The following is a 17,597-nucleotide window of genomic DNA, read 5'->3' on the forward strand; positions in this document are numbered from 1 at the left end:
CGGCGATGGTGGCGGCCTCGGCCTCGGCGGCGTACCCGCCCTTGGTGAGGAACTCGGTCTCCTGGCGCTCGTACTGCCGCAGGGCCTTCTCGCGGGTGGCGCCCTGGCCGACGGCGATCCGCTGTTCGTTCTCGCGCATCTTGCGGATGAGGAGGTCGAGGCCGCGCGCGGACAGGATGCGGTCGCGGGCGAGGACGTCGAGGTCGCCGGTGCGGGGGTCCTGCGGGAGGTAGCCGACCTCGCCGGAGCGGGTGACCTGGCCCGCGGCGGGCATGCCCTCGCCGGCCAGGACCTTGGTCAGGGTCGTCTTGCCCGCGCCGTTGCGGCCGACCAGGCCGATGCGGTCGCCCTTGGCGACACGGAAGGAGGCGCTTTCGATGAGGATGCGGGCACCGGCGCGCAGCTCGATGCCGGAGGCGGAGATCACGGTCAGACTCCTGTGCGGGGTCGGTGGCGGGATGGGCGGCTGAGGACGTTCCCGCCGTCTAATGCGCGAGGAGAATGGCCATGGGGCCAGTCTAACGGGACCGTGCAAGCAGTTTTCTGCGTTCGCGTGTTCGATCAAGGGCCGGTCCGGGCGGTGGTCCCGTCACGCCGGGGCGTTGTCAGTGGCGGCTGTCACACTGGGCGGCGGATGACATTTCCGGCGGTGGCCCCGGTGGCCACACATGAGGAGTGATCGGCATGACAGGGACGCAGGGCGCCCGACCGGGCATCTGTCCGACACTGCTGTACGCCGACGCGAAGGCGGCGGTCCGGCAGCTCACGGAGGCGTTCGGCTTCACCGAGCTGTCGGTGTACGAGGGCGAGGACGGCGCGGTGCTGCACGCCGAGCTGGCCCAGGGCAACGGCGTGGTGATGCTGGGCTCGAAGGGCCGCGGCGGGGTCTTCGACGCGGCGATGAAGGACGCGGGCCCCGCCGGGGTGTACGTGGTGGTGGACGACGTGGACGCGCACCACCGCCGGGCCGTGGAGCAGGGCGCGGAGATCCTGATGCCCCCGACGGACCAGGACTACGGCTCCCGCGACTACATGGCGCGGGACGCCGAGGGCAACATCTGGAGCTTCGGCACGTACGCGCCGGATCTCCAGGGCTGAGCCGCCGGGCGGGGCCGGGCGGCCCGGCTCAGCTTCCGCCGGTGTGCACCTGGAAGGCGGCCCGGCGGACGGCCTTGGCCAGCGCCGGGTCGGGGTGCGCGGCGGCGAGCGCGACCAGGACCTGCACGGTGCGCGGGTGTCCCACGGCCCGCACCTCGTCCAGGAGCGCGGGCACGGTCGGCTGGAGCGCGGACTCCAGATGCCGTACCAGCATCGGGGCCTCGCCGTGGTCGGCGACGGCCGCGGCGGTGTCCACCCACAGCCAGGTGGCCTCCTGGCGCGTGAGCACCTCGTGCGCGTCCTCGGCGTCCACGCCGTCGTGCTCGGCCAGCCACAGCAGGGCGTAGGGCCGCAGGGCGGGCTCGTCGACGGCGGCGCGGACCTCGGCCTCGGCGGGGGCGCCGACGACGCGCAGCGCCTCGAAGGCGAGGCCGCGCAGCAGGGCGTCCTCGCCGCGGGCGGCGGCCAGGAGTTCGGTGACGGCGCCGCCGACGGTCCGGGCGGCGAGCCAGGCGCGGTACTCGGCGCGGGCCGCGTTGGGGCGGAGCTGGGCGCAGCCGCGCAGCATGTCCTCGGCCGCCTGCTCGATGTTGCCGGCGGGGCTCTGCGCGGCGACGCAGATCTGCTCCAGCTTGACCCAGACCGCCCAGTTGCCGAGCGGGGTGAGGGTGGCCTGGCCGGCGCCGCAGGTCAGCGCGCCCACCGAGGCGAGGGCGTGCAGGGCCCAGTCGAGGAGGGGGGCGAGTTCGGCGTCCCGGGCGGGCTCCGCCGGGTCGGTGTCGGCGGCGGGCGCGGCGGCCGCGGGGCTGACGGCGTCGGCGGCGTAGGGGACCTCGCAGCGCTCGGTGCGCAGTTCGGTGACGCGCTGGCGCAGCAGGTCGAGGAGCTGCTCCACGGGCACGGGGCCGGCGGAGAGCTGGAGGAAGGAGAGCACCTGCGGCATGGCCGAGACGACCTCGGCGACGGCGGCGGGCTCCTCCCCCGCGGGTTCGGGGGTGGCGAGCGACCAGGCGTCGAAGAGGGCGACCCAGCCGCGGAGCACGGCGCCGTCGTCGCGGTTCCAGGCGCGCAGCCGCCAGCCGGGGCGGGCGCTGTCGCCGTGCACCTCGATGAGTCCGGCGAGGCGGGCGATGTCCCAGTCGTGGCGGACCTGGTCCCGGGTCAGGCCCAGATCGCGGGCCGCGCGTTCGGCGGACGGGTCGGACAGGGTGGCCTTGCCGTCGGCGGTCGCGGCGTCACGGCCGGGGCCGAGGGCGCTGTCGGCCCAGCGGGCGACACGGGCCGCGGCGGCCAGACCTGAGCGTGCCATTCTGGCCAGCTCCGCCGGGGCCGGAGTGCCTTCCGGGGGGCGGGGCGCGGGGCGGCGCGGGCGCCGCTCGTTCACAGCGGTGGGGGCGGCGGCCAGGGGTCGCGGGCGGACGAGTCGAAGCCTGGAGTCGCGCGGGATACGGGACGTCACGGGTGCAGTCTTCCGGTTGACGGTCCGAAAACCCAAACGGAATGTCACGGCGGGCGACGGGACTGGCCAACGCACGGCGTGCGCGGGGGCCCGCCGGGGCCGGTTCAGGCCAGTGGTACGGCCTTAAACGGAACCTTCGGGGACGGTCCTCGCGGCCGCTCAGCTCAGGGGGATGAGGAAGCGGCGCAGGGTCTCCTCGTAGTCCTTCGGGCCGGCGTTCCACATCGCGGCGTGCGGGGCCCGGGCGACGGTGTGCAGGGAGACCAGGCCGGGGCGGCGGGCGGCGAGCCGGCGGGACGCCTCCCAGGGGGCCACGGTGTCGTCGGGGCCGTGGAAGACGAGGGTCGGCACCCGCAGTCCGGCGGCCGGGTCGGCGCCGTCGCCCGGGTCGCCGGAGCCGCCGGGGCCGTCGTGCAGTCCGGTGCGGCCCTGGGCGGCGCGGACGGCGAGCGGCAGCAGGACACCGGGGGTGTGCCTGGCGGCGGCCAGGGCGCGCAGGGTGGCCTGCCAGTCGAGCACCGGGGAGTCCAGGACGAGCCCGGAGACCCGGTCGCGCAGTCCGGAGTGGGCGGCCGCGCGCAGGGCCATGGTGGCGCCGGTGGACCAGCCGAGCAGGACGACGCGTTCGGCGCCGTAGCGGACGGCGTAGCGCATCGCGGCGTCCAGGTCGCGCCACTCGGTCTGGCCGAGGTGGTTCAGTCCGTCCGGCGGGCGGGGCGCGCCGAGGTCGCCGCGGTAGGAGAGGGCGAGGACCGGGAAGCGGCGGCCGTGCAGGAAGTCCAGGAGGTTCAGGGCGTGTTCGCGGGTGGCGGCGAGGCCGTGCACGGCGATCACCCAGGTGCTCCGGGCGCCCGGCACGAACCAGGCGGGCAGCGGGCCCAGTTCGCCGGGCACGTCGACGTCGGCGTGGTCGAGGCCGAGGGCGGCGCTCGGGTTGCCGACGTAGAGGTTGGGGGTGAGCCACACCGCGTCGCCGGGGCTCAGGCTGCCGTGCGTGACGCGTTCCAGACGGCGTACGACGGTGTCGGCGGAGCCGGCGGCCTCGGGCAGCACGGGCCCGACGACCGCGTGGGAGCCGTCACCCGCGAGCCCGTAGGTGCCGGGGCGCAGGCTGGCCAGATGGCGGGTGAGGGCGATCTGGCCCGCGGCGGTGCCGTGCACGGTGAGCCGGGGTTCGGTGGGCAGGGGCCGCCCGGGCGGCGCCTTCAGCGCGGCGTCGCTGGCGAGCCGCCCGGCGGCGACACTCGCGGCGCCGGCGGCCAGGGCTGCGGTGACGGCGGCGGCCGTCGCGGTGACAGTGCGCACCCGTCCAGTGTCCTGGCCAATCCTCTTGGCGGCCAGTGGAGGGCGGGGCCGGGGGGGCGTGCGGGGTGGTGCGGCGGGTCTCAGGGGCCGGGGGGCGTGCGGCTGAGCGGGTGTCCCGGGGGGCGGCGTGGATACAGGGGGCACAGAAGGCACCCCGGTTGCGGGGTCCGTACTGGGCAGGGGGCGAGCGGGGCATGGCGGCGCCCAGGCGGAGGGCATGCAAGGCGCGGCAGACTCCCGGGCGCGAGGGGCACAGGGCACGGCGGGCACCCTGGCGGGGGCATGCGGGTGGCGGGCACCCTGGCGGGGCCCGAGCAAGGCACAGCGGCTCCCGGACGAGGGGGCGGCCAAGGCTCGGCGGACACCCGGACACCCGGACACAAGACGCGAGCAAGGCGCGGCGGACTCCCGCACGGAGGGCCCACCGGTGCCGGGCACCCGGGCGCGAAACCCGAGCCAGGCGCGGCTCCCAACACGGGGCATCCGCAGGGCACGGCAGACCCCAGCGCGGGGGGCTTGCGCGTGGCGGGCAGCCGGGGCGCGGGACTGAGAAGGCGCGGCAGCTCTTGGGCGGGGGCGCGAAAGGCTCGGCAGGCACGCGGAGCACAGGGCATGGCAGGCACCCCGACGCACAAGCGAGGCGGCGCGGATTTCCGGGCGGGGGCCGCCTGCCGGCACGGCGGGCGGCCGGCGCCGGGGCGGGCGAGGCACGGCAGGTGCCCCGGCAGCCGGCAGGTGCCCCGGCAGCCGTAGGGGTGGGGTCAGCTCGGCTGGCCGTAGGTGCGCAGGCGGGTGGTCGCGTCCGTGATCTGGGCCTCCGTCAGGAGGGACGGGGTGTGGTGGGGGACCGAGGACGCCTTGAGCCAGACGCTGCACATCCATTCGAGCTGGGCCGTGCGGTCGTAGGCCAGGTCGAGGGTGGTGCCGTAAGTGAGCGTGCCGTGGTTGCGGAGGAGGCAGCCGGTGCGTCCTTCGAGGGCGCGCAGGACGTGCTCGGCCAGTTCCGGGGTGCCGTAGGGCGCGTAGAGGGCGACGCGGACCGGGCCGCCGAGGGCGCCCGTCATGTAGTGGACGGACGGGAGTTCGAGGACGAGCGTGGAGACGGCGGTGGCGTGGACGGCGTGCGTGTGGACCACGGCGCGGGCGTCGGTCGTGGCGTACACGGCGAGGTGCATGGGCAGTTCGCTGGTCGGGACGAGGGTGCCGAGCACCTGCCGCCCGGTGAGGTCGACGCCGGTGACGTCGTCCGGGGTGAGCCGGTCGTAGGGCACCCCCGACGGGGTCACCAGCACGGTGTCGCCGACGCGCACCGAGACGTTGCCCGAGGTGCCGACGACGAGGCCGTCCGCGACCGTGCGGCGGGCCGCCGTCACCAGGGCCTCCCAGGCGTCCGTCTCCTCGGGGAGCGGGTCCCGCCGACGCTGTCCGTACCGCTGTTCAGCCATGCCCCGATCCTGCCAGCGCACGGCCTTTCATCGCATACAACACCGGCCGGATCACGCATCGTGGAGCACCCGCTACGGGCCGCCGCGATATGGGGTGACGACCCCCGGATGTGGACACCGCAGAGACCGCCTCAGTTCACCTTCCGTTCACCCAGGTTGCCTACGGTCAGCCGACCAATGACTTCGAAAGATTGCCTGGGTAAATGGAAAACTTCTCGCTGATCCTCGCGATTGTGGTGGTCACCGCACTCGCGTTCGATTTCACGAATGGTTTTCACGACACCGCCAACGCGATGGCCACCACCATCTCGACCGGTGCGCTCAAGCCCAAGGTCGCGGTGGCCATGTCCGCCGTGCTGAACCTTGTGGGCGCTTTCCTCTCCGTGGAGGTCGCCAACACGATCTCCAAGGGTCTCGTCGACGAGACCGGCATCCGTCCCGAGGTCATCTTCGCCGCCCTGGTCGGCGCGATCCTCTGGAACCTGCTGACCTGGCTGGTGGGCCTGCCCTCCAGCTCCTCCCACGCCCTCATGGGCGGTCTGATCGGCGCCACCATCGCCTCCGCGGGCATGGGCGCGGTCCACGGTGACGTCCTGGTCACCAAGGTCCTGATCCCGGCGATCGCGGCCCCGCTGGTCGCGGGCGTCGCCGCGATGCTCGCCACCCGGCTCTCCTACCGCCTGGGCAGGAAGGCCGACGGCAAGGCGGCCGAGAAGGGCTACCGGGCCGGCCAGATCGCCTCCGCGGGCCTGGTCTCCCTCGCCCACGGCACCAACGACGCCCAGAAGACGATGGGCATCATCACCCTGGCCCTGGTGGCCGGCGGTGCCGTCGCCCCCGACTCCGACCCGCCGCTGTGGGTCATCCTCACCGCCGGCCTGGCCATCGCGCTCGGCACCTACCTCGGCGGCTGGCGCATCATCCGCACCATGGGCAAGGGCCTCACCGACCTCCAGCCGCAGCAGGGCTTCGCCGCCCAGACCAGCGCCGCGACGGTCATCCTGGCCTCCTCCCACCTGGGCTTCTCCCTCTCCACCACGCACTCGGTCTCCGGTTCCGTGATGGGCGCGGGCCTCGGCCGCAAGGGCGGGGTGGTCCGCTGGTCCACCGCGACCCGGATGTTCGTCGCCTGGGGCCTCACGCTCCCGGCCGCCGCCCTGGTGGGCGCGCTCGCCGAGTACGTGACCGGCTTCGGCTCCTGGGGCACCGCGGTGGTCGCGGTCTTCCTGATCGCCTCCAGCGCCGCCATCTGGAAGATCTCCCGCCGTGAGCACGTCGACCACACCAACGTCAACGACCATCCGGACGAGCCGGCCGGTGTCGTCACCACCGCCATCGCCGCGGTGACCCCGCCGCCCACCGCAGCCATGACCGAGTCGGCTCACGAGCCGGTCTCCGAGACCCTGACCGCCACGATCGCCTCCCCGGCGACCGAGCCGGCGGCCTCACCCGCCCCCACGGTCTAGGGCCAAGCCCCGCCCGGATACGCAGGAACGCGAAGGAACAGCATCCCTATGAAGATCGACTGGGCAGCCCTGGGCTCCGTCTTCGGCGTCAGCCTCGTGGTCACCGTGGCCCTCGTGGGCCTCTTCACCCTCGGCATCATGGCCCTCTCCCACCGCGAACGGGCCACCGCGCGGGGCGGCTCCGCCACCCTCGCCCTCACCGGCGCGTACGCCTGCTTCGCGGCGTGCACGGCCGCGGTGGCCTACGGGATCTCGCTGATCGTGGCCTGAGGCCACGACGACCGTCCCCGGGCGCGCCCGGTCCGGCCCCTTCCCGGGGTCCCGGACCGGGCGCGCCTTCGTGTGCGGCCCGGTCCGCGGACGGGCGGTGTGGGGTTCTGCACACTCTCCCCCCGCAGGTCAACGGCAAGTTGACGGCCCTTCGGGGCCCGTGGTGGACTGCCGGGGCCAGCTACGGCGGCAGAAGAGGAAGCCGGTGCGAATCCGGCGCGGTCCCGCCACTGTCACCGGGGTAGGAACCCCCGGGAGCCAGGAACTCTCACCGCCGGTCTCGTCGAACCAGGGCGCGGACACCCTGAGTGAGGACATATCGCCATGCGCGCTCGGTCGTTGAGGTACCGCACCAGGCCACTGCCCGGCCGCACGGCCGGCTGAGCCGGTGCGTGCCGACCGCGTCCACGCGTACGGCGCCGCGCTCGGCCTCCTCGGCGACCTGCTCCTCGGCGATCCCCGCCGGGGTCATCCGGTCGCCGGATTCGGGCGGGCCGCCGGTGCCGTGGAGCGCGTGCTGTGGCGCGACCACCGGGGCCGGGGCGCCCTGCACACCCTGGTGTGCGCCGGGGGCGCCGTAGCGCTCGGGGCCGCCGCCTCGCGCGCCGTGCGCTCCTCCCCCGCCGGGTCCGTCGCCCTCACCGCCGCCGCCACCTGGGCCGTCGTCGGCGGCACCTCCCTCGCGCGCGAGGCACGGGCCGTCGGGCAGGCCCTGGAGAGCGGGGACGTCGACGCGGCGCGGGCCCGACTGCCGCATCTGTGCGGGCGCGACCCGCAGGCCCTGGACGCCGACGGGATCGCCCGCGCCGTGGTCGAGTCCGTCGCCGAGAACACCTCCGACGCCGTCACCGGGGCCCTGGTGTGGGGAGCGGCCGCCGGAGTGCCCGGGCTGCTCGGGTTCCGGGCCGTCAACACGCTGGACGCCATGGTCGGACACCGCTCGCCGCGCCATCTGCGCTTCGGGTGGGCGTCCGCGCGCCTGGACGACCTCGCCGGCTGGCCGGGGGCACGGCTCACCGCCGTCCTCGCCGCCCTCGCGGGGGACGATCCGCGGGGCGCCGTACGGGCCTGGCGGGACGACGCCCACCGGCATCCCAGTCCCAACGCCGGGCCCGTGGAGGCGTCCTTCGCGGGGGCGCTCGGGGTGCGGCTCGGCGGGACGCTGTCGTACGGGGGCCGGGTCGAACACCGGCCGGTGCTGAACCAGGAGGGGCGTTCCGTGGAGGTCAAGGACATCGAGCGGGCGGTACGGCTGTCCCGCCGGGTCGCGCTGCTCGCGCTCGGCGTCACCGTCGCCGGGCGGGCCGCCGCCGCGCGGGTGCGGGGGCGGGCGTCATGACGGGCGGGGGGCTGCTCGTCGCCGGCACCACGTCCGACGCGGGCAAGAGCGTCGTCACCGCCGGGATCTGCCGGTGGCTGGTGCGGCAGGGGGTGAAGGTCGCGCCGTTCAAGGCGCAGAACATGTCCCTGAACTCCTTCGTGACGAAGGAGGGCGCCGAGATCGGGCGCGCCCAGGCCATGCAGGCGCAGGCGTGCCGGATCGAGCCGAGCGCGCTGATGAACCCGGTGCTGCTCAAGCCCGGCGGGGAGCGCAGCAGCCAGGTCGTGCTGCTCGGCAGGCCGGTCGGCGAGATGAGCGCGCGCGGCTACCACGGGGGCCGTCAGCAGCGGCTCCTCGGGACGGTCGTCGACTGTCTGGCCGAGCTGCGCGGCACGTACGACGCGGTGATCTGCGAGGGGGCGGGCAGTCCCGCCGAGATCAACCTGCGGCGCACCGACATCGTGAACATGGGCCTCGCGCGCAGCGCGCGGCTGCCGGTGCTGGTGGTCGGCGACATCGACCGCGGGGGCGTCTTCGCCTCCTTCTTCGGCACCGTCGCGCTGCTGTCGCCGGAGGACCAGGAGCTGGTCGCCGGGTTCCTCGTCAACAAGTTCCGCGGGGACGTCAGCCTGCTGGAACCCGGGCTCGACATGCTGCACGGGCTCACCGGCCGCCGCACCTACGGGGTGCTGCCGTTCCGGCACGGGCTCGGGATCGACGAGGAGGACGGTCTGCGGGTGTCGCTGCGCGGCACCGTGCGCGAGTCGAACGTGTCGCCGCCGGTGGGCGAGGACGTGCTGCGGGTCGCCGTGTGCGCGATCCCGCTGATGTCCAACTTCACGGACGTGGACGCGCTGGCCGCCGAGCCCGGTGTCGTCGTGCGGTTCGTGGACCGGCCCGAGGAGCTGGCGGACGCCGATCTCGTCGTCGTACCCGGCACCCGGGGGACCGTGCGGGCGCTGGAGTGGCTGCGCGAGCGGGGGCTCGCCGACGCGCTCGCCCGGCGGGCGGCCGAGGGGCGGCCCGTGCTCGGGATCTGCGGCGGTTTTCAGATCCTCGGCGAGCACATCGAGGACGACGTCGAGAGCCGCCGCGGGCGGGTCGACGGGCTCGGACTGCTGCCGGTCCGGGTGCGGTTCGCCCCGGAGAAGACCCTCACCCGGCCGGCCGGCGAGGCCCTCGGCGAGCGGGTCGAGGGGTACGAGATCCATCACGGGGTCGCGACGGTGACCGGCGGGGAGCCCTTCCTCGACGGCTGCCGGGCGGGCTCGGTGTGGGGCACGCACTGGCACGGTTCGCTGGAGTCGGACGGCTTCCGGCGGGCCTTCCTGCGCGAGGTCGCCGCCGCGGCGGGCCGCCGGTTCGTGCCGGCCCCCGACACCTCCTTCGCCGCGCTGCGCGAGGAACAGCTCGACCGGCTCGGCGATCTGATCGAACAGCACGCGGACACGGACGCGCTGTGGCGGCTCGTGGAGTCGGGCGCGCCGCCGGGACTTCCCTTCGTGCCACCGGGGGCGCCCGCGTGAACACCGTGCCGTCCTGCGTGAACACTGCGCCGTCCCGCGTGACCACCGTGCCGTCCCGTCCGCCCGTCCCGCGTCCGGAGCCGGCCGGCGACCTGGAGGAGAACCAGTGACCACCCCCTTCCCATTCACGGCCGTCGTCGGCCAGGACGATCTGCGGCTCGCGCTGCTGCTGAACGCCGTGTCACCGGCGGTCGGCGGGGTGCTGGTGCGCGGGGAGAAGGGCACCGCGAAGAGCACCGCCGTGCGCGCGCTCTCGGCGCTGATGCCCGCCCTCGACGTGGTCTCCGGCTGCCGCTTCTCCTGCGACCCCGCCGCCCCCGACCCCGGCTGCCCGGACGGTCCGCACGAGCCGGGGGTGTCCGAGACCCGGCCGGCGCGGATGGTGGAGCTGCCCGTCGGCGCCTCGGAGGACCGGCTGGTGGGCGCCCTGGACATCGAACGGGCCCTGGCCGAGGGCGTGAAGGCGTTCGAGCCGGGCCTGCTGGCCGACGCGCACCGCGGGATCCTCTACGTCGACGAGGTCAACCTGCTCCACGACCATCTGGTCGACCTGCTGCTGGACGCGGCCGCGATGGGCGCCTCGTACGTGGAGCGCGAGGGCGTCTCCGTACGGCACGCCGCCCGTTTCCTGCTCGTCGGGACGATGAACCCCGAAGAGGGCGAGCTGCGGCCGCAGTTGCTCGACCGGTTCGGGCTGACGGTGGAGGTGGCCGCCTCGCGCGAGCCCGACCAGCGGGTGGAGGTCGTCCGGCGCCGGCTGGCCTACGACGACGACCCGGCCGGGTTCACCGCCCGGTGGGCGGACGAGGAGGCCGCCGTACGGGAGCGGATCACGGCCGCGCGGGAGCTGCTGCCGTCGGTGCGGCTGGGCGACGGGGCGCTGCGGCAGATCGCGGCGACCTGTGCCGCGTTCGAGGTGGACGGCATGCGCGCCGACATCGTGATGGCCCGTACGGCGACGGCGCTGGCCGCCTGGGCCGGGCGCACGGACGTGCTCGCCGAGGACGTGCGGCAGGCGGCGCTGCTCGCGCTGCCGCACCGGCGCCGGCGCAATCCGTTCGACGCGCCGGGGCTCGACGAGGACCGGCTGGATCAGACGCTGGAGGAGTTCGCGGGCGACGACGAGGATCCCGAGCCCGACCCGGACACGGATCCCGGTGGGCCCGACGACGGGGGCGGGGGCGGGGGTCCGGCCCCGGACGCCGGAGGGCCCGACGATGCGGCCGGGGCCGACGCCGGGGCGCCGCCCGAGGCCGGTGCGGACGGGCAGCCCGAGGACTCCCCCGCAGCCGGAGCCGGTGCCGGCGCGGGCGAGCGGTCCGCCGTACGGGCCGCCGAACCGTTCCGTACGAAGGTGCTCAGCGTGCCCGGGATCGGTGAGGGTGCCGCCGGGCGGCGCTCGCGGGCACGCACCGAGCACGGGCGCACCACCGGCGCGCGCCGGCCGCGGGGCGCGCTGACCAAGCTGCATCTGGCGGCGACCGTGCTGGCCGCCGCGCCGCACCAGCGGGCGCGGGGACGGTCCGGGCGGGGCCTGGTGGTGCGCCGGGACGATCTGCGGCAGGCGACCCGGGAGGGGCGCGAGGGCAACCTCGTGCTGTTCGTCGTGGACGCCTCCGGGTCGATGGCGGCCCGGCAGCGGATGAGCGCGGTGAAGGGCGCCGTCCTCTCCCTGCTGCTGGACGCCTACCAACGGCGCGACAAGGTGGGCCTGGTGACCTTCCGAGGGTCGGCGGCCGAGGTGGCGCTGCCGCCCACGTCCTCGGTGGACGCCGCCGCCGTACGGCTGGAGTCGCTGCCCACCGGGGGGCGCACCCCGCTGGCCGCCGGGCTGCTGCGGGCGCACGACGTGCTGCGGGTGGAGCGGCTGCGGGACCCGGCGCGCCGGGCGCTGGTGGTGGTCGTGACGGACGGCCGGGCCACCGGCGGTCCGGATCCGGTGGCGCTGGCCGGGCGGGCGGCCCGGCTGTTCGCCGCCGAGGGCGTCGCCTCCGTCGTCGTGGACTGCGAGTCGGGGCCGGTGCGGCTCGGGCTCGCGGGGCGGCTCGCGGGTGAGCTGGGCGGGACGGCGGTGACCCTGGACGAGCTGCGGGCGGAGTCGATCGCCGGGCTGGTCAGGGACGTACAGGGAGCCTCCGTGGCTCCGTCTGTTTCGACTGTTTCGACTGTTTCGACTTCGAGGAGGGCCGCGTAGTGCCGCAGGGACAGCCGAGTGTCGTACCGGACGACGGACTGACGACCCGTCAGCGCCGTAACCGGGCACTGGTGTTGGTGCACACCGGGATCGGCAAGGGCAAGTCGACCGCCGCGTTCGGGCTCGCGCTGCGGGCCTGGAACCAGGGCTGGCCGATCGGGGTGTTCCAGTTCGTCAAGTCGGCCAAGTGGAAGGTCGGCGAGGAGAACGCGCTGCGGGTGCTGGGCGCCAGCGGCGAGGGCGGCACCGTCGACTGGCACAAGATGGGCGAGGGCTGGTCGTGGGTGCAGCGCGACGGCCAGATGGACAACGAGGAGAAGGCCCGCGAGGGCTGGGAGCAGGTCAAGCGCGACCTGGCGGCCGAGACGTACAAGCTGTACGTGCTCGACGAGTTCGCGTACCCGATGCACTGGGGGTGGGTGGATCCGGACGAGGTGGTGTCGGTGCTGCGGGACCGGCCCGGCACCCAGCACGTGGTGATCACCGGGCGGAACGCCCCCGCACAGATCGTCGACCTCGCCGACCTCGTCACCGACATGTCCAAGGTCAAGCACCCGATGGACGCCGGGCAGAAGGGCCAGCGAGGCATCGAGTGGTGACGCCGTGCTGACCACCCCGTCTTCTCCGTCCTCCTCGACCTCCGTGCCCCGGCTGGTCGTCGCCGCGCCGTCCTCCGGCAGCGGCAAGACCACCGTCGCCACCGGGCTGATGGCCGCGTTCACCGCGCGGGGGCTCGCCGTGTCCCCGCACAAGGTCGGGCCCGACTACATCGACCCCGGGTACCACGCGCTCGCCACCGGGCGGGTGGGGCGCAATCTCGACGCGTATCTGTGCGGGCCCGAGCTGATCGGCCCGCTCTTCGCGCACGGCGCGGCCGGGTGCGAACTCGCCGTGGTCGAGGGCGTGATGGGGATGTTCGACGGGGCGTCGGGCCAGGGGGAGCTGGCGTCCACCGCGCATGTGGCGAAGCTGCTGCGGGCGCCGGTGGTGCTGGTCGTGGACGCCTCGTCGCAGTCGCGGTCGGTGGCGGCGCTGGTGCACGGGTTCGCGGCCTGGGATCCGCAGGCGCGGCTCGCGGGCGTGATCCTGAACAAGGTCGCCTCGGACCGGCACGAGGAGTTGCTGCGGGACGCGCTGGACGAGGCCGGGGTACCGGTGTTCGGAGTGCTGCGGCGGGCCCCTCAGGTGGACACGCCGTCCCGGCATCTGGGGCTGGTGCCGGTCGCCGAGCGGCGGGCGGCGGCGCTGGACGCGGTCGCGGCGATGGCGGCGCAGGTCGAGCGGGGCTGCGATCTGGAGGGGCTGATGGCGCTGGCCCGGACGGCGGGGCCGCTGCCGGACGCGGCCTGGGCGCCGCCGGCCGGGCCGCCGGTACCGGGGCGGCGTCCGGTGGTCGCGGTCGCCGGCGGGCCCGCGTTCACCTTCTCCTACGCCGAGCACACCGAGCTGCTCACCGCCGCCGGGGCCGAGGTCGTCACCTTCGATCCGCTGCGCGACGAGGCGCTGCCCGAGGGGACCGGGGGGCTGGTCGTGGGCGGCGGCTTCCCCGAGATGTACGCCGCCGAACTGTCCGCCAACGAGCCGCTGCGCAAGGCCGTCGCCGCGCTCGCGGAGTCCGGCGCGCCGGTCGCCGCTGAGTGCGCCGGGCTGCTGTATCTGTGCCGGGAGCTGGACGGCCGGCCGATGTGCGGGGTGCTGGACGCGAGCGCCCGGATGACGGACCGGCTGACGCTCGGCTACCGGGACGCCGTCGCCGTCACCGACAGTGTGCTGGCCGCCGCCGGGACCCGGCTGCGCGGCCACGAGTTCCACCGGACGGTGGTGGAGCCAGGCGCGGGCGGCACCCCCGCCTGGGGACTGCGGACCCCGCAGCCGCGCGTCGAGGGCTTCGTGACCGGCGGCGTCCACGCGAGCTATCTGCACACCCACTGGGCGGCCGCCCCGGGCGTGGCCCGACGGTTCGTGGAGAGGTGCGGGACGTCATGACGGGCGGGCGGGCGGTGGGGGGCGGCACGTCAGCTCGCCAGGCCCACCACCAGCCAGATGAAGGCCGCGCCCGCGATCGTGCACAGGACGGTCGAACGGGCCGGGTGTTGGTGGTGGGCCTCGGGGAGGATCTCGGCGGCGGCGAGGTAGAGCAACGCGCCCGCGAAGAAGCCGAGATAGCCGCCGAGCAGTGGCTCCGGGATGGTGACGAACGTCGTCGAGGCCGCGCCCAGGACCGGTGCGGCCGCGTCCGCGAACAGCATCGCGAGGGCCTTGCGGCGGGCGTTGCCGTAGACGCTGGCGATCGTGTACGTGTTGAAGCCGTCCGCGAAGTCGTGGGCGATCACCGCGAGGGCCACGGCCACGCCCATGCCGTCGTCGATCTGGAAGGCGGCGCCGATGGCCACACCGTCCATGGCGCTGTGGCCGACCATCGCGGCGGCCGCCGTGAGACCCACCTCGGGGGCGCGGCCCGTGACCTCCTCGGCGCCGTGCGCGGCCTGGCGGACCGCGAGGAGGCGTTCCACCAGATGGGCCAGCAGGAAGCCGGCCACGAACAGCAGCAGCGCGGCCGGGACGCCGAACACCTCGGTGCCGGCCGCCGCCAGGGCCTCCGGCAGCAGGTCCAGGCCGACGACGCCGAGCATCAGGCCGCCGGCCAGGCCGAGGACCAGATGGCGGCGGTCGGTGACACGCTGGGCGGTCCAGCCGCCGGCGAGCGTCATGAGGAACGCGCCGAGCGCGACGAGGACGGCCATGGCCCCTTGGTATCCGATCCGGCCCCGGTCGCGCACATCCTGGTCGTCGGCGTGGGGGCGTCCCGGGGCGTCCCGGCCGGGGAGGTGCTCGGCATGATCGAGGACGCCCTGCGGGACGCGGGCCTGTCCGCCCGGTGCGTCGCCGAGCTGGCCACCGTCGACGGCAAGGCGGCGGAGCCCGGGATCGTGGCGGCCGCGGCCCGCCTCGGGGTGCCGCTGGTGACCTACTCCGCGGCGGAGCTGGCGGCCGTCGAGGTGCCGAACCCCTCCGCCGCGCCGCTCGCCGCCGTCGGCGCCCCCTCGGTCGCGGAGGCGGCCGCCCTGGCCCGCGGCGGCGAACTCCTCGTCCCCAAGCGCCGGTCGGCCGGGGTGCCGGCCCGAGCGACCTGCGCGGTCGTACGGCGGCTCCCCGGGCTCGAGCGGCTCGCGGCCGGCGGTACCGACATGACCATCGACGGGTTGGCGGATTCCCATGCCCACGACTGACCGGCACGACCTGCGCCACCACGGCGACGCCGAGGTGCGCGACGACGGCGCCGCGCTCGTCGACCTCGCGGTGAACGTCCGCGCCGGCACTCCCCCGCGCTGGCTGCGCGAGCACATCGCGGCGTCGCTGACCGGACTCGCGGCCTATCCGGACGGGCGGGCCGCGCGGGCGGCGGTGGCGGCGCGGCACGGGCTGCCGGTGGAGCGGGTGCTGCTGACGGCGGGCGCGGCGGAGGCGTTCGTCCTGCTGGCGCGGGCTCTGGCCGTACGCCGGCCGGTCGTGGTGCACCCCCAGTTCACCGAGCCGGAGGCGGCGCTGCGGGACGCCGGGCACCGGGTGGAGCGGGTGCTGCTGCGCGCCGAGGACGGGTTCCGGCTGGATCCGGCGGCCGTCCCCGAGGACGCCGACCTGGTGGTGATCGGCAATCCCACGAACCCCACCTCGGTGCTGCATCCGGCGGTGGCTCTCGCCGCTCTCGCCCGGCCGGGGCGGACGCTGGTGGTGGACGAGGCGTTCATGGACGCGGTGCCGGGCGAGCGCGAGGCCCTCGCCGGGCGGACCGACGTACCGGGGCTGGTGGTGCTGCGCAGTCTGACGAAGACCTGGGGTCTGGCGGGGCTGCGGATCGGGTACGTGCTGGCCGCGCCGGAGACGGTCGCGGAGCTGGAACGGGCGCAGCCGCTGTGGCCGGTGTCCACGCCGGCGCTCGCCGCGGCGGAGGCGTGTGTGTCGCCGCGCGCGCTGGCGGAAGCGGCGCACGCGGCATACCGGATCGCCGTGGACCGGGCCCATCTGGTGGCGGGGCTGCGGGAGTTCGCCCCGGACGGGCTGCGGGTCGCGGAACCGGCGGAGGGACCCTTCGTGCTGGTGCGGGTGGAGCGCGCGGCCGCGGTGCGCCGGCATCTGCGGGACCTGGGGTTCGCGGTGCGGCGCGGGGACACCTTCCCGGGGCTGAACGAGGAGTGGCTGCGGCTGGCGGTGCGGGACCGGCCGACGGTCAACGCGTTCCTCCAGGCGCTGGACCGGGCGATGGTGCTGGCGAGCCGCTGAAACGGCGCGGCCCCGCCGTACGGGACGCGTGAACTCCCGTACGGCGGGGCCGTGTCGGACCGGTGGATCAGCCGCGGTTGCGCCGGGCCAGGGCCACGGCTCCCCCGCCGGCGGCCAGCAGGGCCACGGCGCCGCCCGCGATGTACGGCGTCGTGGAGCTGCCGCCGGTCTCGGCGAGCCCGGACCCGGCGGGGGCGCCCTGCGCCTTGACGTCGGTGGCGGGTTCGGCGCCGCTGTCGTCGGCGGCCGGCGCCTCGCTCGCCTCGGTGCCGCTGTTGTCCTCCGTGCCGCCGTTCTCCTCGGTACCGCTGTCGTCCCCGGTGCCGGTCTCCTCCTCGGTGCCGGTGCCGGTGCCGGTGCCGGTCTCCTCCTCGGCCTCCTCCTCGGGCTCCCGCTCGGGTGCCTTCGGGGTCTTGCAGGTGGCCTGGGCGAGGGTGAGCTTGCCGGTGACCTCGGCGACGTTGAGCTTCAACGGGTTGACGGAGACGGTGAGTTCGAGGGCGGTGGCGGCGGCCGTGCGGGAGGTCGTCTCGCGCTGGGACAGATCGAGGCGGACCTCGCCGACGCCGGGGACCTTGACGTCGGTGGTGCCGCCGGCGCTCACCGAGACCTTCTTGCCGAGGACCGTCACCGAGCCGGGCATGCTGGACTCGGCGACCGGCGCCTTGCTGGCCTCGCAGGTGGCCCGTGAGCTGACGGCACCGACCTCGATGACGGAGAGCAGCGGCAGGCCGGGGACGTGCAGCCGGGCGTGGGCGAGGCGGGTGGACGCCTCGGCCCTGGTGTCGTCGACGGTCGCCCTGGCCTCGGCGACCTTGGCCCGCAGGACGGTGAAGGGCCGTCCGCCGGCGACGCCGTCCAGCTCGGCGGTGAGCGCGGTCTTCTCGGCGCTCTGCGGCGCGGTCACCTCGTTGAGGGTGACGGCGAGCGGGACGTCGACGGTCTTGTTGAGCAGGTTCACGTCGAGCGCGGTGCGCAGGACGACGGCGCTCGCGCGGCCGTGGCCGTGGCCGGAGGTCGCGTGGGCGGTGCCCGCGCAGGCCAGGGCCGTGGGACCGGCGGCCAGGGCGGTGGCCGCCGCGACGGAGGCGAGACGGCGTGCGGGCATGCGGAAGTGCTGGCCGTTCAAGGTGATGGGACCCCCAGAGAGACATGCTTGGGACCCGGAAAGAATTACGCATGACGGGTGAACAGTCAGCGATCTCGCGGGACTTCACCCCAAAGGGGGGTTT

At 75.3% G+C, this 17,597-nt stretch carries 15 protein-coding genes, 1 pseudogene and 1 riboswitch; of the genes and pseudogenes, 10 read left to right on the forward strand and 6 right to left on the reverse strand.

The window, feature by feature from the left end; translation table 11 throughout:
- Positions 1-427: ATP-binding cassette domain-containing protein (locus tag G6W55_RS24915; RefSeq protein ID WP_175523064.1), on the reverse strand; the 427-nt coding region annotated here is incomplete at its 3' end.
- A gap of 257 nt (positions 428-684) precedes the next feature.
- Here G6W55_RS24915 and G6W55_RS24920 point away from each other — a divergent pair.
- Positions 685-1,098 (forward strand): VOC family protein, encoded by a 414-nt coding sequence (locus G6W55_RS24920; RefSeq protein ID WP_175523065.1) that lies wholly within the window; start codon positions 685-687, stop codon positions 1,096-1,098.
- 28 nt (positions 1,099-1,126) lie between these two features.
- Here G6W55_RS24920 and G6W55_RS24925 read toward each other — a convergent pair whose 3' ends face one another.
- The 3 genes from G6W55_RS24925 to G6W55_RS24935 all read right to left on the reverse strand — a co-directional run bounded on the left by G6W55_RS24925 (position 1,127) and on the right by G6W55_RS24935 (position 5,307).
- Complete coding sequence (locus tag G6W55_RS24925) at positions 1,127-2,557, reverse strand: hypothetical protein (RefSeq protein ID WP_175523066.1); 1,431 nt, start codon at positions 2,555-2,557, stop codon at positions 1,127-1,129.
- Positions 2,558-2,716: 159 nt separating this feature from the next.
- Entirely contained in the window at positions 2,717-3,862 is a 1,146-nt protein-coding gene (locus tag G6W55_RS24930; protein ID WP_175523067.1) for an alpha/beta hydrolase, read from the reverse strand.
- A gap of 761 nt (positions 3,863-4,623) precedes the next feature.
- Positions 4,624-5,307, reverse strand: coding sequence for a class II aldolase/adducin family protein (locus G6W55_RS24935; protein ID WP_175523068.1), 684 nt, complete (start codon positions 5,305-5,307; stop codon positions 4,624-4,626).
- 203 nt (positions 5,308-5,510) lie between these two features.
- Here G6W55_RS24935 and G6W55_RS24940 point away from each other — a divergent pair, with 203 nt between their 5' ends.
- From G6W55_RS24940 to G6W55_RS24970, 7 genes are all read left to right on the forward strand, one after another.
- A complete protein-coding gene (locus G6W55_RS24940; protein WP_175523069.1) occupies positions 5,511-6,773 on the forward strand; it encodes an inorganic phosphate transporter in 1,263 nt (420 codons plus the stop codon).
- A 48-nt stretch (positions 6,774-6,821) separates the two neighbouring features.
- Positions 6,822-7,043: a hypothetical protein gene (locus tag G6W55_RS24945; RefSeq protein WP_175523070.1), complete on the forward strand. Its 222-nt coding sequence runs from the start codon at positions 6,822-6,824 to the stop codon at positions 7,041-7,043.
- 146 nt (positions 7,044-7,189) lie between these two features.
- Positions 7,190-7,332: riboswitch (cobalamin riboswitch) on the forward strand.
- Between the two features lie 99 nt (positions 7,333-7,431).
- Entirely contained in the window at positions 7,432-8,382 is a 951-nt protein-coding gene (locus G6W55_RS24950; protein ID WP_175523071.1) for a cobalamin biosynthesis protein, read from the forward strand.
- Complete coding sequence (locus G6W55_RS24955; protein WP_175523072.1) at positions 8,379-9,890, forward strand: cobyric acid synthase; 1,512 nt, start codon at positions 8,379-8,381, stop codon at positions 9,888-9,890. Before G6W55_RS24950 ends, G6W55_RS24955 begins: the two co-directional genes overlap by 4 nt.
- A 106-nt stretch (positions 9,891-9,996) precedes the next feature.
- Positions 9,997-12,084, forward strand: coding sequence for a putative cobaltochelatase (locus G6W55_RS24960; RefSeq protein WP_175523073.1), 2,088 nt, complete (start codon positions 9,997-9,999; stop codon positions 12,082-12,084).
- Positions 12,084-12,683 (forward strand): cob(I)yrinic acid a,c-diamide adenosyltransferase, encoded by a 600-nt coding sequence (gene cobO, locus G6W55_RS24965; RefSeq protein WP_175523074.1) that lies wholly within the window; start codon positions 12,084-12,086, stop codon positions 12,681-12,683. Before G6W55_RS24960 ends, cobO begins: the two co-directional genes overlap by 1 nt.
- 4 nt (positions 12,684-12,687) lie before the next feature.
- The gene (locus tag G6W55_RS24970) at positions 12,688-14,070 is read left to right on the forward strand and encodes a cobyrinate a,c-diamide synthase (RefSeq protein ID WP_175523075.1); all 1,383 of its coding nucleotides are present in this window, start codon (positions 12,688-12,690) and stop codon (positions 14,068-14,070) included.
- Between the two features lie 29 nt (positions 14,071-14,099).
- Here G6W55_RS24970 and G6W55_RS24975 read toward each other — a convergent pair whose 3' ends face one another.
- On the reverse strand, positions 14,100-14,828 hold the full coding sequence (locus G6W55_RS24975) for a ZIP family metal transporter (RefSeq protein WP_175523076.1): 729 nt from the start codon (positions 14,826-14,828) through the stop codon (positions 14,100-14,102).
- A 39-nt stretch (positions 14,829-14,867) separates the two neighbouring features.
- Between G6W55_RS24975 and G6W55_RS24980 the strand changes: the two are divergent.
- Both G6W55_RS24980 and cobC read left to right on the forward strand, forming a co-directional pair.
- Positions 14,868-15,266, forward strand: a pseudogene (locus G6W55_RS24980) (cobalamin biosynthesis protein); the annotation flags it as partial.
- Positions 15,267-15,300: 34 nt separating this feature from the next.
- Positions 15,301-16,365, forward strand: coding sequence for an Rv2231c family pyridoxal phosphate-dependent protein CobC (gene cobC / locus G6W55_RS24985; RefSeq protein ID WP_175523077.1), 1,065 nt, complete (start codon positions 15,301-15,303; stop codon positions 16,363-16,365).
- Between the two features lie 67 nt (positions 16,366-16,432).
- Here the strand turns inward: cobC and G6W55_RS24990 are convergent, their stop codons facing one another.
- On the reverse strand, positions 16,433-17,494 hold the full coding sequence (locus G6W55_RS24990; RefSeq protein ID WP_175523078.1) for an SCO1860 family LAETG-anchored protein: 1,062 nt from the start codon (positions 17,492-17,494) through the stop codon (positions 16,433-16,435).
- Positions 17,495-17,597 lie beyond the last annotated feature (103 nt).

It is taken from the genome of Streptomyces sp. CAI-85 (assembly GCF_013363615.1).
In the GTDB taxonomy this organism is placed as follows: domain Bacteria; phylum Actinomycetota; class Actinomycetes; order Streptomycetales; family Streptomycetaceae; genus Streptomyces; species Streptomyces antibioticus_B.